Source organism: Nostoc sp., assembly GCF_036917575.1.
In the GTDB taxonomy this organism is placed as follows: domain Bacteria; phylum Cyanobacteriota; class Cyanobacteriia; order Cyanobacteriales; family Nostocaceae; genus Nostoc.
Genome location: NZ_JBALDC010000028.1, coordinates 1 through 17102, shown reverse-complemented (window position 1 = coordinate 17102; position 17102 = coordinate 1). Strand labels below are relative to the sequence as shown.

The window sequence follows — 17102 nt, the reverse complement described above, 5'->3', positions numbered from 1 at the left end:
AATTATTGAAACTCTCTGCTTTGTCTCCCCCTTCTTCGTTGTCTCCTTTGTCTCTTCCCCAATCCCCATTACCCCTTATCCCCAGAGGGGGCCCCACCTTCCCCAATCCCCAATCTTAAAATATCTGCTCAAAAGCCTCAATCAAGCTGTTAACTTCCTCAAGGGTATTGTAATGCACCATACTCACCCGGATTATTCCACCTTGCGAGGCTAACCCCAGGTATTCAATCAGCCGTTTAGCGTAAAAATCTCCGTAGCGAATCCCTATGTAATGTTGGTCAATTTTTGCCGGAATAGTTGAGCTATTTATTCCATCGACCACAAAAGATATAGTTGGTACACGGGTTTTACGGTCAGCCTTTGATTGACCAATCACTCGCACATTAGGCTTACTATTGAGGTAATTTAGGAGGCGATCGCTAATTTTTTCTTCATGTATGCTAATTAAATCAAACGCTTGCACCATTTGATTTCTCAAATCAGGAGCCGTTTCATTTCCATAGTGTAATTGGGCTAATTCACTTAAATAATCACATAAACCTAACATTCCATAACTTAATTCAAAGTTGACATTTCCTAACTGAAATTTATAAGGTATGTCTGTCTGGTCGATAAAATAATGGTTAAGACCAGGCAATTTTAATAAATGTTCTTCTTTTCCATAAAGTAAGGCATGATGCGGCCCATAGACTTTATAAAAACTCAAAGTATAAAAATCAACATCTAAATCCTGGACATCAACTAATCTGTGAGGTGCATAAGCTACACCATCTACACAAATCATGGCGTTGCGATCGTGTACAAATGCAGCAATTTCTTTAATCGGATTGATTGTTCCTAGAACATTAGAAGCATGAGTCAAGGTTACTAGTTTTGTACGCTGACTCATTAATGGTTCTAAATCTGCTAAATGAAGTTCTAAAGTATCTGGGCGAACTTGCCACACTTTAACCTTCATTCCTTGTTTTTCAAGAGCTACCCAAGCACCAATATTAGCCTCATGGTCACAATTAGTAACAATAACCTCATCACCAGGTGTGAAGGTTTGACCCAGGCAAATTGAGAGAACTTTTAACATCATTGTAGTAGATGGGCCCATGACTACTTCTTTAGAAGAATTAGCATTAATCAAAGTAGCCATTCCCCTAGTTGCTAAAGCTAATCGTTCTCCTGCAAGTTGAGAAATCGCATAAGAAGCTCCTGGTTGGACATCAGAACTTAGAAGAAATTCGCTAATTCTATCTACTACTTTTTTTAGGGTTTGTGACCCACCAGCATTATCCAAAAAAGTCCATTCACCAGCTAGAGTGGGAAAATATTGACGAACTTTATCAAGATTCAAGAGCATAGTATAAGTTCTCTAAAGAATTGTCAGAATTCAGGAGTCAGAATTCAGGAGTCAGAATAGTTAAAGAATCAGAGTCAGATTTGGTAAATGAATATCTTATTAATACTAAACTCCTTAGAAATTCTGACTTCTGACTTTTGGGTGCTGAATTCTTACAGAGAATCTTCTTTACCCTATCCTACCTTCTGACAAGTTGCCTAGAGAACATCTACATTCTCTTTTGATGTTTGCAGCTTGTTGTGCCAGTTTTCTTGCCCTAAACATCTGATGAAAAAGAATGTTAAGAGATGTAGCAATGCTATGTTTTTACAACAATTCTATATAATAATGCATATCATTTAATTTCTGGTGATATCTTCTGCAAAAACCTATCTAAAGAGGGTATACTTAGACTGATAAAAAGTATTTTACTATTTGTAACTATCCAAGTTATACTCCTCCCTAACCCTCACCCCACTTGCTTTTATCGTAGAACGCTAAGAGCGAACAAGTAATGTCAGTTCACTTAATCTAGTGGCGACCCTTACGAAGGAGAAGGTCGTGGTTCTGTATATCGTGTTGGCATAGCCTCTTAATAGATAAGTTGAAATATGGTGGATTCTAACTTCTAGCAACTTTAATGTCTTGATTCTTCACAATTTCCGCCAATTTTATTTGATAAGTTTAAGGAAGAGTCAAAGCAACTATTGTTTTGATTCTTAATTCCTTGACTAAAAACAAAGGAACGACCGATGAACACTATAGTTAAATATGACATCAAGGTTATCAAGGAAGAAGCACTTCAACTTGTTAAAAAGAGACTTGTTAACCGTCAGCAGCCAATTTATACCCTTTATAAATATATTCCTCATCGTGATTGGATTAATTTTGAACTTGAGTTAGAAAAAAATGAATTTCTACTCAGAGATAGAATTATTGATCTACTGAATCACGAATCGTGGGAAGACGATTAAGGCTGCATAAAGCTAAACCACCATTAGCTACATCCCAATAAAATTAAATTTAAAAATTTATTTTTTAATATTAAAACCCTCGAATTAATCGGGGGTTATAAGCAAGAGATTATTAGAGGATGTTTGAAAAGTGTTTAACTGTGATTTTAATTACGTTGTTACCCCCCTTAGTCCCCCCTTATAAAGGGGGGAAATAAGAAAAATCCGGCCGGTTCCTTCCCCTTTATAAGGGGAGGGTTAGGGAGGGGTAAAAAAATATTTGATACATCAATCACGACTTTTAAAACATCCTTTTAAAGTAAGACCATTTCCAGATTAAGACGTATAGAAGGAACCCCAACGCATCTAGGAGGTTGGGAGAAGTCAAAATAATGTGCAGCCTTACAAAAAATTGGTAGGTATTATATTTAATTTTATTCTGCTAACACTTGGGGTGATGTTGTATTAGCGATCGCTCCAATTTTGCTTCACTACTTAATCGAGAATAGTCTTTTATATCTGATTGAGAAAAATCTATTTAATAATTTTCACTTTTCCATCATCCCATAGACTTAAAGCGATCGCAGCCTTTCATCCCAGAGCTAGAAGCGAAAATTTTTATTGTAATTTATCATCGCGGAGGTAATAGACCTCACAAAACCGAGACTAAAAAGAAAAATGAGGTTGTTACCTAACTAAATCTCTGGAATTCGTCATCATGTATGAACTAATTCAAGCTGTCTCCCACGGTGATGAAAAAACTGCTCTACATCAGTTAATTTATACCTTGAAGGCTTCAGGTAAGCATTACTTCCTAAGAAATGAAATTTTGCATTTCTTTGGTGAGTACTGTCATCAATCCCAAAAACCAGCCTATTTTTACTACTCTTCTTCTGTTGGCAAACTAATACAATATACCCACGAAATAATTCTCGAAAAGGAAAGTATTTGGTTCGTAATTAGACCGAAGATTGCTAATCAAGAAGTTTGGCAACTGACAGCCGATAGCAGGTTTGAGCAGATGACACCTCAAGCACTGTTAGATGTGAGAGATCGTCTAGTCAATCGCTACCAACCTCATATCCTCGAAATCGACCTCCACCCCTTCTATGAGAATTCTCCAAGAATTGACGACGCTAGAAATATTGGTCAAGGTTTAGCCTTCCTCAACCGTTACCTGTGCAATCAATTGTTGACTGACCCCCAATATTGGGTAGAAATGTTATTTCAAGCATTACATGGGCTGCAATACAATGGTATTCGCCTATTGTTGAGCGATCGCATTCCCTCCGGTATTCAGTTAGCCAAACAAATTAAGCAAGCACTGAAATTTCTCAGTGAGCGATCGCCTGATGAACCTTATGAAAAATTCCGCTTGGCTTTCCAAGAACTAGGCTTTGAGCCAGGTTGGGGTAATACTGCGGCGCGAGTCTCTGAAACTTTAGAACTCCTCGACCGACTTATTTATTCCCCAGAACCCGGTATCTTAGAAACATTTGTAGCTCGCGTCCCCGCCGTCTTTCGCGTCGTCCTCGTTTCCGTCCACGGCTGGGTTGGACAGGAAGATGTTTTGGGAAGAGATGAAACACTTGGTCAAGTTATCTACGTCCTCGAACAAGCTCGCAGCTTAGAAAACGAACTGCGCGAACAAATTAAACTTGCTGGACTTGACCAGCTAGGCATTAAACCTCATGTAATTATTCTCACTCGACTAATTCCTAACTGCGAAGGAACATTTTGCAACCTGCGCATCGAAAAAGTTCAAGATACTGAAAATGCTTGGATATTGCGCGTTCCTTTTGGTGAATTTAATCCAGAAATTACCAATAATTGGATTTCTAAATATGAAATTTGGCCTTATTTAGAACAATTTGCGCTCGATGCCGAAAAAGAATTACTAGCTCAATTCCAAGTCAAACCTAATCTGATTATTGGTAATTACAGCGATGGGAATTTAGTAGCCTTTCTCCTATCTCGTCGAATGAAAGTTACCCAGTGTAACATAGCCCATTCTTTGGAAAAACCTAAACATCTATTTAGCAATTTATATTGGCAAGATTTAGAAGAGAAGTATCACTTCTCGGCACAATTCACTGCCGATTTAATTAGCATGAATGCAGCTGACTTTATCATCACCTCGTCCTATCAAGAAATTGTCGGCACGCCTGATACCATAGGTCAATACGAGTCGTACAAGTGGTTTACAATGCCACATTTGTATCATGTGGTTGATGGCATTGATTTGTTTAGTTCTAAATTTAATTTAGTGCCGCCGGGAGTAAATGAAAATATTTTCTTTCCCTATAGTCAAAAAGAAGTCCGAGATCCTAAACTTCGTACACAAGTTTACGAGCTACTCTTTACTCGCGAAGACCCTCAAATCTTTGGTCAGTTAGATGACCCGAAGAAGCGACCAATCTTTGCCGTTTATACGATCAATTCAATCAAAAACTTCACTGGTTTAGCTGAATGCTTTGGTAAAAGTCAGGCGTTGCAAGAGCGTTGTAACTTAATCCTCTTAACTAGTAAATTGCATCAACATGAAGCTATCAACTCAGAAGAAGCAGAAGAAATTCAAAAACTCCATGACATTATCGAGCAATATCATCTCTATGGTAAGATTCGCTGGGTGGGAATGCGTATTCCTAGTAATGAACTCGGCGAAGCCTACCGAGTAGTAGCAGATTGTCAAGGGATTTATATCCATTTTGCCCGCTTTGAAGCTTTCGGTCGCAGTATTTTGGAAGCGATGATTTCTGGTTTGCCAACTTTTGCTACTCAATTTGGCGGTTCTTCAGAAATTATTGAGGATCAAGAAAACCGATTTAATATTAATCCTACAGACTTAGAAGGAACAGCAACGAAAATTTTAGACTTTCTGGAATACTGCGATACTCATACTGAATATTGGCACGAAGTTTCAGAATGGATGAGTCAGCGAATTCATCACAAATATAATTGGCATTTACATAGCAATCAATTGCTACTGCTTGCTAAAATGTTTAGTTTTTGGAACTTTGTTGCTCCTGAAAATAATGAAGCCAGAGATCGCTACATGGAAACCTTATTTCATCTCATTTATAAACCCAGAGCTGATAAGATTTTGGAAAAGCATAAGGGAGGATGAGGGGACAGGGGACAGGAGAGTAAAGGAGCAGGGGAGAATTAGAACTGGATTCATCCACCTCGGAACTTTGTTCATCCATCTCAGATACTCGTTCATCCACCTTGGAACTCCGTTTATCTAGCTCAAAGACTCAAAATCCTCAATCTTCACTCTCACTTATGCAAACAAAAGGCCGTTCTCGCCATTTTACCTACACAGACTGGATATTAATCGAAACCCAATTTGACCCTGAGCAATTGCACTCTAAAGAAACCGTCTTTACAATCGGTAATGGATACTTGGGAACAAGGGGTAGTTTTGAGGAAGGTTATCCTCATGGAATGCCAGCTACTTTTATCCACGGTGTCTACGATGATGTGCCTGTGGTATACACTGAATTGGTAAATTGCCCTGACTGGCTACCCTTGATAGTAATTGTGAATGGCGATCGCTTCCGTCTCGATCAAGGTGAGATATTGCGCTATGAGCGACAACTCGATCTGCGTCATGGATTACTAAGCCGTGCCTTGCGTTGGCGCTCTCCCAGTGGGAATATTATAGACATTAGCTTTGAACGCTTCGCTAGTCTTGCAGATCCGCACGTGTTGGCGTTACGCTGCAATGTAACGCCAGTAGATTTTGATGCCTTAATCGAAGTTCAAGCTAGTATCAATGGCTATCCAGAAAATCAGGGTTTCAATCACTGGGAAGAATTAGACCAGGGTAAGACTAAGCAAGAAATTTGGTTGCAACGCCGTACACGCAACTCTCGAATTGAACTTGGTATGGCAGCTAAGGTGACAATATTAGGCACTGAAGCATCTTTGCAAGTCAGTACCGCACCTGGTTATCCTAGCTTGAGTACAACCTTCTTGGCGAAAGCGCAGCAGACCGTGACAGTGGAAAAACTGGTGACAGTTTTTACCTCGCGGGAAATTGAAACACCAGTGCCAGCAGCTCAAGAAAAACTTACACACCTGCCAGACTACGCAACATTACTAAAAGCTCATAAACAGGCATGGGATGAAGTTTGGCAGCAAAGTGACATTCTGATTGAAGGGGATAACACAGCTGCTTTTGCTGTTCGCTACAATCTGTTTCAACTGCTGATTGCTGCCTCACGGGATGATGACAAAGTAAGTATTCCTGCTAAAACCCTTTCTGGGTTTGGCTATCGCGGTCATATCTTTTGGGATACAGAAATTTTTATGCAGCCCTTGTTTCTATTTACCCAACCAGCGATCGCCCGCAACTTACTCAGTTACCGTTGGCACACTTTGAATGGAGCTAGACGCAAGGCAGTCCATTACGGCTATAAAGGAGCAATGTTTGCCTGGGAAAGTGCCGATTCTGGAGATGAAGTGACACCACGTTGGGCTATCGGCAGTGATTTTTATGGTGAAGACGTGCGGATTTGGTGCCGCGATCGCGAAATTCACATCAATGCAGATATCCCCTACGCTGTTTGGAACTATTGGCGAGCAACTGGTGATGATGACTGGATGCAAAAGTGCGGCGCAGAGGTAATCTTGGATGCCGCTATCTTTTGGGGTAGTCGGGTGGAATTCAATTCTGAGCAGGATCGGTATGAAATTCGGGGAGTAATTGGAGCCGATGAATACCATGAATTAGTCCACAACAACGCCTTTACAAACCGGCTGGCGCAGTGGCATTTAGAGAAAGCGGTCGTAGTTTATGATTGGTTAGTTAACAAATTCCCCGAACGAGCCAGGGAACTAGAACAGATACTAAAGCTCACCCCAGAGGAGCGATCGCACTGGCAAGATATCATCGCCAAAATATTGTTTTTCTATGACCCCTCAACAGAACTAATCGAGCAGTGCGAGGGATTTTTCCACTTAGAAGATATCAATTTAGCAAATTATGAACCACGCGATCGCTCCATGCAACCGATCTTGGGAATGGAGAAAACCAATAAATCTCAAGTACTCAAGCAGCCAGACGTATTAATGCTTTTATACTTAATGCGAGAATCAGCAGATTTTCCCTACAACGAAAAAGCATTGCAGACAAACTGGGACTACTACGCACCCCGCACCGATATTACTTATGGTTCCTCCCTTGGCCCAGCAGTTCAAGCGATTTTAGCTTCTGATTTGGGCAAATCAACCGTAGCTTACGAACAGTTTATGCAAGCGTTAATGGTGGATCTTGAAGATAATCGAGGTAACACCAACGATGGAATTCACGGTGCTAGTGCTGGTGGTATTTGGCAAGCTGTAATTTTTGGATTCGGCGGCATCCAAATAACTGAAAATGGTCCTGTAGGCAACCCCCACCTCCCTCCAGGCTGGACGCGACTAAAGTTTAAACTGCACTGGCGCGGGAAATGGCACGACTTCGATCTGCATCGGGGATTGGGGACTGGGGACAAGGGACTGGGGACTGGGGACAAGGGGACTGGGGGACAAGGGGACAAGGGGACAAGGGGAATAACCAATCCCCAATCCCCAATACCCAATACCCAATCCCTAATGCCCAATCCCCATTACCCCTTATCCCCAGAGGGGGCCCCACCTTCCCCAATCCCTAACATCCAAGGATTCATCTTCGATTTAGATGGTGTACTAACAGATACAGCAGAACTTCACTATTTAGGTTGGCAAAAGCTAGCAGATGAAGAGGGTATACCGTTTAATCGGGAAGCTAACGAAGCCTTGCGGGGTGTATCTCGTCGTGCATCCCTGATGCTGATTTTGAAAGATAGACCGTATTCAGAAGCAAAAATAGAGGAGATGATGGAGCGCAAGAATGGCTATTATGTCGAATTGCTCCAAAAGATGACACCAAAAGATTTGTTACCAGGTGCGATCGCCCTTTTGGATGAACTGCGGCAAGCTGGTATTAAGATCGGTATTGGTTCAGGCAGTAAAAATGCTCGCCCAGTGCTAGAGCGATTGGGCATTATAGACAAAGTAGATGCGATCGCCGACGGTTATAGTGTACAAGAACCCAAGCCAGCACCCGACTTATTTCTGTACGCAGCCAAGCAGCTAGGAATCGAACCAGAGCAATCTGTGGTTGTAGAAGATGCCGCAGCAGGTGTTGAAGCCGCTCTAGCTGCTGGGATGTGGGCAATAGGACTCGGCCCCGTTGAACGAGTTGGATCTGCTCATATTGTTTTACCCAGCCTAGCAGGCATCAAATGGGTAGACCTTCGAGAGCAATTGAGTAACATTTCCAGACAAAAACAGTGAACAAATGAGAACCTTCTGCCCCCTGCCCCCTACCTCCTTGAACATTTCCAGACAAAAACAATAGACTTCTTGCATAAGTCGAATAGACCCCCCTTAATCCCACGCCACTTGCTACAACGGAGGTTCCCTCCGTTGTAGCAAGTGGCTCCCCTTATAAAGGGGGGAAACTTAAAATCTTGCCCCCTCCCCTTAACAAGGGGAGGGTTGGGGAGGGGTGATTCAAAGATTTTTGCAAGAGGTCTAATGAACAAATGAGAACCGCTTGATTACTTACAGCAGATTTGAAGTCAGGTAAATTACACAAGTTAAATTTTAAAGCGAGGTAGAAAGCGTGTTTCACCTTTAAATTCTGCTGTAAGTCGGTAGGAAAAAACACAACTTCTCTCCTGCCTCCTGCCTCCTGCCTCCTGCCTCCTGCCTCCTACCTCATCCTAAAGAATTAAAACTAGGTTGAGATTATTGATAACTAGTAAACTCCAAAAGCTAAGATCATCTAAGTAGGGAATCTAAAACAAAACCCAACTTTAGAAATTAGGAGCAAGAGCGTGAATTTGGACGATTTAGCCTTGCAGAAGATAGAGAACATGCGTAAGCGCGTCGCCCTCTTGCAACGCCAGAGTGAGCAGCAAAAAGCACAAGCAGATATTGAACTCGTTACCGCAGTATTCAAAGAAGTTTACCTAGCTTTGGAAGAACTGCAATTAGTGAATGAAGATTTAAAGCAACAAAATGAAGAATTATCCAATACTCAACAAGCCTTGGTAGCACAAAGTCAACGCTACCAAGAACTATTTGAGGAAGTACCAGACGCTTATTTTGTGACTGATACAAAAGGGTTTATTCAGGAAGCTAACTCAGCTGCCACCACTCTACTTAACATTTCTAAAAGTTCGTTATTGGGCAAATTCATCGGGATTTTTGTAATTGAGAAAGAAATAATTACTTTTCATTTGAAACTAACTCATCTGCGCGATCGCGCCCAATTCTCAGACTGGAAAATGCAAGAGTGGGAAGTAAACCTGCGACCACGTGACAAAACATCTATTATGACTGAGATTAAGGTGGTTGCTATTCGTAATCAATATAGTGAGTTAGTTGGTCTGCGCTGGCTATTGCGGGATATTAGCGAAAGCAAGCAAACCCAAGCCAAGCTGCAATGGGCAGAAGAAGCGATGCGACAAGCGCTTGCTAAAGAAAGGCAGTTTAGCGAACTTACATCCCGCTTGCTCACCATCACCTCCCATGAGTTTCGTACCCCTTTGGCTACTATCCACTCTTCTGCGGAACTACTAGAACATTATCGCCACCTCTGGAACCAAGAGCGACAACAAACCCACCTACGTCGCATTCAAACATCAGTTATGCATCTAACCCAGTTGTTGGATGATGTATTAGTGGTGAGTCAGGATGAAACAGGCAAGTTAGAGTTTAATCCAACACCGATAAATTTAGTGGAATTTTGCCGCGATTTATTAGAAGAATTACAACAAAGCGATCGCTCACAACATAGGTTCGTTTTCAGCAGTGAATACCAAAGCACAAAAGCTAACTTAGACGCGAAACTATTGCGCCAAATCTTGAGTAATTTGTTCTCAAATTGTCTAAAATACTCTCCCATTGGTAGTACAGTTAAGTTTTCTGTAATCACTAACAACGAGCAAGCTATATTCCAGACTCAAGACTTTGGTATTGGCATTCCCGCTTCTGACATTAAACACATCTTTGAACCCTTTCATCGCGCTAGTAATACAGCCAATATCCCCGGAATGGGATTGGGGATGTCCATTGTCAAGCAGGCTGTAAATTTACACGGCGGCGAGATTACAGTCGAAAGTGCAATCAATGCAGGAACTACCTTTACAGTCATTCTCCCATTTTCGAGAAATTTCCATGTATAGCGGCTTACACTCAGAATTTTGCTACACTCCCATTTTATAACGCTCTTTTATAGCAGGAGGCAGGAGGCAGGAGGCAGGAGGCAGGAGGCAGAAGGCAGAAGGCAGAAGGCAGAAGGCAGAAGATGGTGGTTGCTCATGACCTACCACCAAATTTTAAAAACTTTTCCAGTACCCAGGAAGAGAGCGTTGTTATATAAAGTCAACGCACCCTTATCTAAAGAAGCAGCGAGTTCAAACAATTACTTCACTGATATCACTGTTTGATTTACTACTGGGCGTGGTTTCTTGCGGTCTGATCTGCGCGTTCCACCAGCCATTTCATATTCATCACTATTTTTGCCATAGCGAGATGCAACATTCAACAGCATCTGCTCAGAATAAGTATTTAACTCACGTTCTGCTTCTATCAATGTATTGTGTGTTTTATCTACTATTGTTTGTGCTTGATTATAAGCGGCTAGCTTCTCTCGTAACTCAATTACTTTAGTATTGTAAGTAGCAATTGAAAACCCATTACTAAAGTCTAACTCACGGTTAATTGTCTGCATTCCTTCAATCCGTCGTTCAGCTTTGGTCAGTGCTATAGAGTTTCGTTTTCGTTGCGTCATATAGTTTTCCTATTTGAATTATATTTATAAATAACCCTGAACTTACACACTGAGTTATTTATATATCATCAAAATAGGCAATAAGCAGATGTGTTAGCCACAGTGAAGTTACAGAATTATAAAAGCATTAAATGGCATTAGCCAACTAGATAGATGCGGGTATATTTGCTGAAATTCGTTGAGAAAAGCAGGTTTTGATGTCGCAAAAGCAGGTTTTGAAATCACAAATGCTGGTTTTGATGTCGCGAAAGCAGGTTTTGATGTCGCGAAAGCAGGTTTTGGAGTCGCCAAAGCAGCTTTCGATGTCGCCAAAGCAGCTTTCGATGTCGCCAAAGCAGCTTTCGATGTCGCCAAAGCTGGTTTTGGAGTCGCAAAAGCTGGTTTGATGAAAGTTGTTTAAATAATTCCACAGGGCTACGGTATACACACAAGTCTGAAATAGCTGATTAACCAGGGTTTTACCCCACCCTAACCCTCCCCTTATAAAGGGGAGGGAACTAGATTAGATTTCTTTTTCCCCCCTTTCCAAGGGGGGATTAAGGGGGGTAATTCAACTTGTGTGCATACAGTAAGCAAAGGGAAGGGTACAAGATTTCTTTTTTCCCTCCAATACATTGAGGGGATTAAGGAGGGTAATTCAACCCATTGCATCGGCTAGAGGGGAGTGAAACGAAGCACACTAAAAATTTATTTTTATAACTGAAAATTTTATTTCATTTATGTGTTAGGTAGCTTTTAGGATGTTATATGTATAATCTATCATTTCGTCTGAATTATCGAATGTATAATCTATCATTCAGTCTTATTGATTATTGACCTCTGTTACTTATTGATAGGTTGAAATTTGGGGATTAGGGTATCTATTTTTAAGACATAACATACTACTCACCTAGTAATTATTTATTAACAGAATTTAAAAATTTATGTAGGCATACTCTATCTTAGACATTACCTAAACTTGTACTTTAAAAATCATGAGCCATTATATGAATAGCTAGCACGTTTACAGCACTATCCAATGTCTCAAGATTTATTAAACTCTTTTCAAGAAGCGTACAGCAATCTCGAACTGTTTCCCTTGATGGAACAGAACGAAATGAAAAGATTTCGAGTTGAATATGGTGATGATTTGATTGCAGACCTGAACCAATTAGTCGAAGATAGTCCTAATAAAGATGGCAAAATTGTCTTTACAGGACATCGAGGATGTGGTAAGTCTACTTTGTTAGCTGAGTTTAGCAGACAAATTCAAGATAAATATTTTGTAGTTCTCTTTTCTATTGCCGATAAAATTGAAATGTCGGCAGTTAATCATATTAATATACTGTTTGCGATCGCAGTTAATTTAATGACCGAGGCAGAAGCACGCAAAGTTGATATTCCCCAATCCACTAAAGAAGCTCTTTATAATTGGTTTGCTACCCGCACTCGCACTGAAGAATCAAATTTGCAAACAGAAGCTAGTATCGGTTTTGACCTGTTAAAATTGATTAGCTCTAAATTAAAAGTTGATGCTAGCGTTCGGGATGAAATTAAGCAAGAGTTTGAACGCAAGTTATCAGATTTAGTTGCCAGAATTAATGAAATTGCTGCTTTAATTCAAGCTGCAACTAAACAAAACGTTTTAGTAATTATTGATGATTTAGATAAACTTGATTTAGGCAGAGTTAACGAAATTTATCGAGATAACATTAAAGCTCTTTGTCAACCGAACTTTCAAATTATTTACACGATCCCGATCGCAGTCCTTCGAGAAACATTTATCAGCACAATAATTGCTACTGAAACCAACGATCAAGTTGTAGCAATGCCTGTCTTAAAAATATTTGATAAAGGTAAAAATCGCTTCCCAAATGCCCAACCTCGTCCAGAAGCAACAAAGATTCTTGGTGAAGTTTTACAAAAACGGATTCCTAGCAAATTAATCGCAGCAGAAACGGCTGATAAGATTGTTATTTCTAGTGGTGGCGTATTACGAGAGTTAATTCGGATTTCTAAAGAATGCTGCCGTATATGTTTGCGAACGATTCGGCGAAATCCTTCAGCCGAAGTTATTATTGATGATAAAATTCTCCTGCAAGCAATCAATAAAATTCGCAATGATTTTTCCATTCGTTTAGGAAAGATTGATATCGATATTTTGCAGAGTGTGTATGAACAGTTTATGCCCAACGACCCCAAACAAGCAGAATTTTTGGATTTGCTACACGGGCTGTATGTTCTAGAATATCGTACTGAAGAAACTTGGTATGATGTTCATCCAATTATGATCGAAAGCTTGAAAAGACAGGGAGCAATTAATGTTAAATGAAGAATTATTAGATGAACAAGGAGAAAATCAAGATGCCTATGATGATTTAATTGTTTCTATTGAAGCTCAAAAGCGGGGTTTGAATTTACTGATTGCAGTTTGCGATGATGCTAGCTTTCGCGATCAGATTATTGCTCAATATGAAGCTGAACTACAACCCGCCTTCGGTGCATATCGAGTAACTTTAGCACGTCAAGAACCAAGCCTGAAAGCTGCTCTTAATCAACTGATACAACAAGAAGAATATTTCCGCCAGCAAAACCCGGCGGTAATCTCTGTGACGGGTGCTGAACAATTGTATTTTCTCAGGTTGGAGAATGAGCAATCAGAACAGGAGAAATTTTTTGGTTACTTACAGTGGACAAGGGAAGGATTGCGCGAATTTCCATTTGCGATCGTGCTTTGGGTAACTAACCAAATTTTAGTTAACCTAATTAAAAAGGCTCCTGATTTTTGGAGTTGGCGCAACGGTGTATTTCGGTTTGAATCTAAAAAGACGAATGCTATTCCTGGTAAAGAATTAGAAGATATCCGCTTTGTTTTTCGAGACACAGAATTAGCCAGTACAGATACTAATGAAAATAACTCCTTTTTCTTACCCATTCAAGATTTACAAAGGTTAATCTTGAAAGTAGAACAAGAACAAGGAACTAAAGACCCCACATTGGCTACGTTATACTCAAGATTGGGTGATATTTACCACAGCAGATTAGATCGGGGTGAATCTCAAAATTATCAAGAAGAACAAGAATTAGCAATTAGATATTGGCGTCAGGCGAGTGAGCTACAAAATGAATTAGGTTTGCAGATAGATTTAGCTACTAGCCTCAACAATTTGGCAGGATTCTATCGTGCAACAGGACGCTACAGCGAAGCTGAACCATTATATCAACAAGCTTTAGAACTAAGGAAACGCCTGTTAGGAGAAAATCATCCTGCTTTTGCTACTAGCCTGAATAATTTGGCGGGACTCTACAAATCGACTGGACAATATAATAAAGCAGAACTTCTATATCAACAAGCTTTGGAACTGAGGAAACGCTTATTGGGAGAAAACCATGCTGATGTCGCCGCCAGTCTCAATGATTTGGCATTACTATACGATCAACAAGGACGTTATGAGGAAGCAGAACCTCTGTATCTACAATCATTAGAACTCGAAAAAGGTCTGCTTGGCGCAAATCATCTTTCTTTCGCTCATATACTGAATAATTTAGCGCTACTTTATTATCATCAAGGACGTTACACTGAAGCTGAACCGTTATCGCAACAAGCAATAGAACTAGATAAGCGATTTTTAGGAGAAGAAAATCCTGATGTTGCAACAGATTTGCACAATTTAGGTTTAATATACCGCGCTCAAGGACGTTACAGTGAAGCGGAATCTTTGTTTTTAGAATCGTTAGAACTCAAGCAACGTGTATTACCAAAAGCGCATCCGCTATTAGCAGATACGATCTATGCTTTGGGTTATATGTACAGGGAGCAAGGGCGTTACAATGAAGCAGAACCTTTATGTATAAAAGCCTTAGAACTAGATAAGCACCTATTGGGAGAAAATCATCCCAATGTCGCCGAAAGTCTGAATAATCTGGCAGAAATTTATCGGGCAATTGGACGTTACGGTGAAGCAGAACCGCTTTATTTGCAAGCTTTAAATATTTGCGAACAAGTCAGGGGTGTTGAGCATCTTCGTTGTGTAGCTGTGCGTGGAAATTTAGAAAAACTGGCGGCAGCGATGGGGAATAATTAAAAATATGCTGATTGATGATGAGGTATATGGAGTAATTGGTGAAGGTTATATCCACGTTGATCATTTAAAGCCATTATCAGAAATTGGTAAAAAGTATGAGCTTAATCCAATATTAAGATTTGCGTCTTTGAACATTGTTATGGATGGCTGAGTGTGTTTGAAGAAGATGATCTACAAAACTTTATCAAGGAGTTGAGTGAGGCTTTTCGGTTGATAGATTCCTCAACTACAGCATGGGAGATAATTGACGCGATCATCCATGAATGGCATGAGAGCGCCCTAGCGATCGCTAGTCCTGAACTGGCAGATGCTTTTAATGCCGAGACTGATGAAGTGCTATTAAAGCCGCCATCTACTTGAGCTTTATTTCTTGTGATACCAGTTTGAAAAAAGAATGCGACAGATACACATCTCCAAAACCTTGTCCTGTCTGGATTCTTAATTTTGAATTTTGAATTTTGAATTTTGAATTGGTATGACAACGGCTTGTGCTACCTCCAAAGAACAGGGAAGCAACTCAAGTCGCTGTGTCGTGAGGTGTAAACTATGATTCATTACACACTACTTGTATCGGCATAACCTTGGATATTTTCTGGATCAAACTGACGTAATATTTTGGTTGCTTGGCGAGTAAGAGTTTCAGAACCTTGAACGACAACCAAGTATTTACCTGCATCTAAGCGGTTGCGATAAGGTAAAGCATCACCACCACCTATAAGTAAACCGACTCCGCCACCGACAAATACACCACCCATTGCACCACTAGCAGCACCGAGCAGTCCGCCAACAATGTGATTGCCAACTTCACCCGCCCAAGCAAAAGTATCTAAACCAGTAATCAGGCTGAATGTAAAACCTGCAAAAAAGCCAAATGGTATCAGCCAGGTCGCCATCTGTTTTGCTTGCTTATTAGCCTGCTCTTTGGGGTCAATTAAGCCAAACTCGTCAGCCGTTTTATACCCCCTTCCCAAAATAGTGCTGTAAACGCCTTCTTTTTCTAAAGCTAAGTAAGCAGCTTCGGCTTGAATGCGGTCTGGTAATACGGCAACAAGGTAATTCATTGATTTTACAATTTGTCTAATAGAAGTTTTGCCTTTATTAACAGCGTATCAGTCGTGGTCAAATCATCTTGCATTGGGTAGGAGTTAAAAAAAAGTTAGGAGTACAGACGTGATTAATCGCGCCTGTACAGGAAAAGAGCAGTCTTACTCCCTAACACTAACTCTTAAGGGGCTGTTCTTGTTATGTGTGTAGTAAACTCAACTGTAAAGCGCGTAGGCGAGCATTTACCGCAGGCATCGCACAATAATTTAGCACAAGTTAAATGTACATCCGATTACTTTAGCGAATCTAGTGGCTCACAAAAATTGTTTACGCCTTGCTTGAGGACATAAATCAAAACTGGTGTTGCCAAAATTTTTGGAAACGTCGGCATTGCTTTTAGATGTTCCATCATCTTTTGAAGTGAAGTATTAAGTAAATCTTCGCGATATTCTTGTTCGCAAATTACCACACGCCATTTTCTCGCCAAGGCATCTAACCACTCGGAATTTGCTCTTTCTGGTTCTTGTCCGGCTCGGATAGCTAGCGTCATCGCCGCATCTTCTAAATCTCCTTCACAGTCTTCAATCAAATCCAGCGCTTCCATATCGCTAGGATCGTCTGCCAATTGAGAGCGAAACTGTGCAATTTCCTGAGATGTTACTTTAGTCATGAGTCTTTGACAAGGCCAGCGATGCCTACGGCGGTAAACTACGGACACTCAGTTATGTTAGTCCAAATTTGACTATAGCGCTTCTCTGTTACGCTAAAGAATTTCTCAACAATCACAATTTATCCCTCTTCTGTCACTTTCCGGTTATTCTAAATAAAAGGATTAGAAGAAAAAACTCTGCAAGGGAGGTAGGGCAATGGATGTAGAATTACAA

Annotated in this window: 13 protein-coding genes; 9 read left to right on the top strand and 4 right to left on the bottom strand. The window is 40.5% G+C overall.

Annotated features, from left to right (window positions below):
• Positions 1–115: 115 nt before the first annotated feature.
• Positions 116–1348: a cysteine desulfurase-like protein gene (locus tag V7K79_RS06690; protein WP_335045875.1), complete on the bottom strand. Its 1233-nt coding sequence runs from the start codon at positions 1346–1348 to the stop codon at positions 116–118.
• 731 nt (positions 1349–2079) lie between these two features.
• On the opposite strand from V7K79_RS06690, the gene V7K79_RS06685 reads away from it, so the two are divergent.
• From V7K79_RS06685 to V7K79_RS06670, 4 genes are all read left to right on the top strand, one after another.
• Complete coding sequence (locus V7K79_RS06685; RefSeq protein ID WP_335045872.1) at positions 2080–2301, top strand: DUF4327 family protein; 222 nt, start codon at positions 2080–2082, stop codon at positions 2299–2301.
• A 697-nt stretch (positions 2302–2998) separates the two neighbouring features.
• Positions 2999–5407, top strand: coding sequence for a sucrose synthase (locus V7K79_RS06680; RefSeq protein ID WP_335045869.1), 2409 nt, complete (start codon positions 2999–3001; stop codon positions 5405–5407).
• Positions 5408–5565: 158 nt separating this feature from the next.
• Complete coding sequence (gene pgmB / locus V7K79_RS06675) at positions 5566–8604, top strand: beta-phosphoglucomutase (protein WP_335045867.1); 3039 nt, start codon at positions 5566–5568, stop codon at positions 8602–8604.
• Between the two features lie 545 nt (positions 8605–9149).
• Positions 9150–10502 (top strand): PAS domain-containing sensor histidine kinase, encoded by a 1353-nt coding sequence (locus V7K79_RS06670; RefSeq protein ID WP_335045865.1) that lies wholly within the window; start codon positions 9150–9152, stop codon positions 10500–10502.
• A gap of 239 nt (positions 10503–10741) precedes the next feature.
• Here the strand turns inward: V7K79_RS06670 and V7K79_RS06665 are convergent, their stop codons facing one another.
• Complete coding sequence (locus V7K79_RS06665; RefSeq protein ID WP_335045864.1) at positions 10742–11110, bottom strand: hypothetical protein; 369 nt, start codon at positions 11108–11110, stop codon at positions 10742–10744.
• Between the two features lie 178 nt (positions 11111–11288).
• Between V7K79_RS06665 and V7K79_RS06660 the strand changes: the two genes are divergently transcribed.
• The 5 genes from V7K79_RS06660 (at position 11289) to V7K79_RS06640 (ending at position 15534) form a co-directional block, all read left to right on the top strand.
• Positions 11289–11510 (top strand): hypothetical protein, encoded by a 222-nt coding sequence (locus V7K79_RS06660; protein WP_335045862.1) that lies wholly within the window; start codon positions 11289–11291, stop codon positions 11508–11510.
• A 618-nt stretch (positions 11511–12128) separates the two neighbouring features.
• Positions 12129–13421 carry an ATP-binding protein gene (locus tag V7K79_RS06655; protein WP_335045860.1) on the top strand — a complete coding sequence of 431 codons (1293 nt, stop codon included), beginning with the start codon at positions 12129–12131 and terminating at the stop codon, positions 13419–13421.
• Positions 13411–15174, top strand: coding sequence for a tetratricopeptide repeat protein (locus tag V7K79_RS06650; protein WP_335045858.1), 1764 nt, complete (start codon positions 13411–13413; stop codon positions 15172–15174). Before V7K79_RS06655 ends, V7K79_RS06650 begins: the two co-directional genes overlap by 11 nt.
• Positions 15175–15178: 4 nt before the next feature.
• Complete coding sequence (locus V7K79_RS06645; protein ID WP_335045857.1) at positions 15179–15325, top strand: hypothetical protein; 147 nt, start codon at positions 15179–15181, stop codon at positions 15323–15325.
• Between the two features lie 2 nt (positions 15326–15327).
• Positions 15328–15534 carry a hypothetical protein gene (locus tag V7K79_RS06640; RefSeq protein ID WP_335045855.1) on the top strand — a complete coding sequence of 69 codons (207 nt, stop codon included), beginning with the start codon at positions 15328–15330 and terminating at the stop codon, positions 15532–15534.
• Between the two features lie 194 nt (positions 15535–15728).
• On the opposite strand, the gene V7K79_RS06635 is transcribed toward V7K79_RS06640, so the two are convergent.
• Together V7K79_RS06635 and V7K79_RS06630 are read right to left on the bottom strand one after the other, a co-directional pair.
• The gene (locus V7K79_RS06635) at positions 15729–16235 is read right to left on the bottom strand and encodes a hypothetical protein (protein WP_335045853.1); all 507 of its coding nucleotides are present in this window, start codon (positions 16233–16235) and stop codon (positions 15729–15731) included.
• Positions 16236–16510: 275 nt separating this feature from the next.
• On the bottom strand, positions 16511–16888 hold the full coding sequence (locus V7K79_RS06630; protein WP_335045851.1) for a hypothetical protein: 378 nt from the start codon (positions 16886–16888) through the stop codon (positions 16511–16513).
• Positions 16889–17102 lie beyond the last annotated feature (214 nt).

What these genes read in the sequence shown, in the direction of transcription:
- V7K79_RS06690 (WP_335045875.1), bottom strand. Translation starts at nt 1,348, where the DNA reads ATGCTCTTGAATCTTGATAAAGTTCGTCAATATTTTCCCACTCTAGCT.
- V7K79_RS06685 (WP_335045872.1), top strand. Translation starts at nt 2,080, where the DNA reads ATGAACACTATAGTTAAATATGACATCAAGGTTATCAAGGAAGAAGCA.
- V7K79_RS06680 (WP_335045869.1), top strand. Translation starts at nt 2,999, where the DNA reads ATGTATGAACTAATTCAAGCTGTCTCCCACGGTGATGAAAAAACTGCT.
- pgmB (WP_335045867.1), top strand. Translation starts at nt 5,566, where the DNA reads ATGCAAACAAAAGGCCGTTCTCGCCATTTTACCTACACAGACTGGATA.
- V7K79_RS06665 (WP_335045864.1), bottom strand. Translation starts at nt 11,110, where the DNA reads ATGACGCAACGAAAACGAAACTCTATAGCACTGACCAAAGCTGAACGA.
- V7K79_RS06655 (WP_335045860.1), top strand. Translation starts at nt 12,129, where the DNA reads ATGTCTCAAGATTTATTAAACTCTTTTCAAGAAGCGTACAGCAATCTC.
- V7K79_RS06650 (WP_335045858.1), top strand. Translation starts at nt 13,411, where the DNA reads ATGTTAAATGAAGAATTATTAGATGAACAAGGAGAAAATCAAGATGCC.
- V7K79_RS06645 (WP_335045857.1), top strand. Translation starts at nt 15,179, where the DNA reads ATGCTGATTGATGATGAGGTATATGGAGTAATTGGTGAAGGTTATATC.
- V7K79_RS06635 (WP_335045853.1), bottom strand. Translation starts at nt 16,235, where the DNA reads ATGAATTACCTTGTTGCCGTATTACCAGACCGCATTCAAGCCGAAGCT.
- V7K79_RS06630 (WP_335045851.1), bottom strand. Translation starts at nt 16,888, where the DNA reads ATGACTAAAGTAACATCTCAGGAAATTGCACAGTTTCGCTCTCAATTG.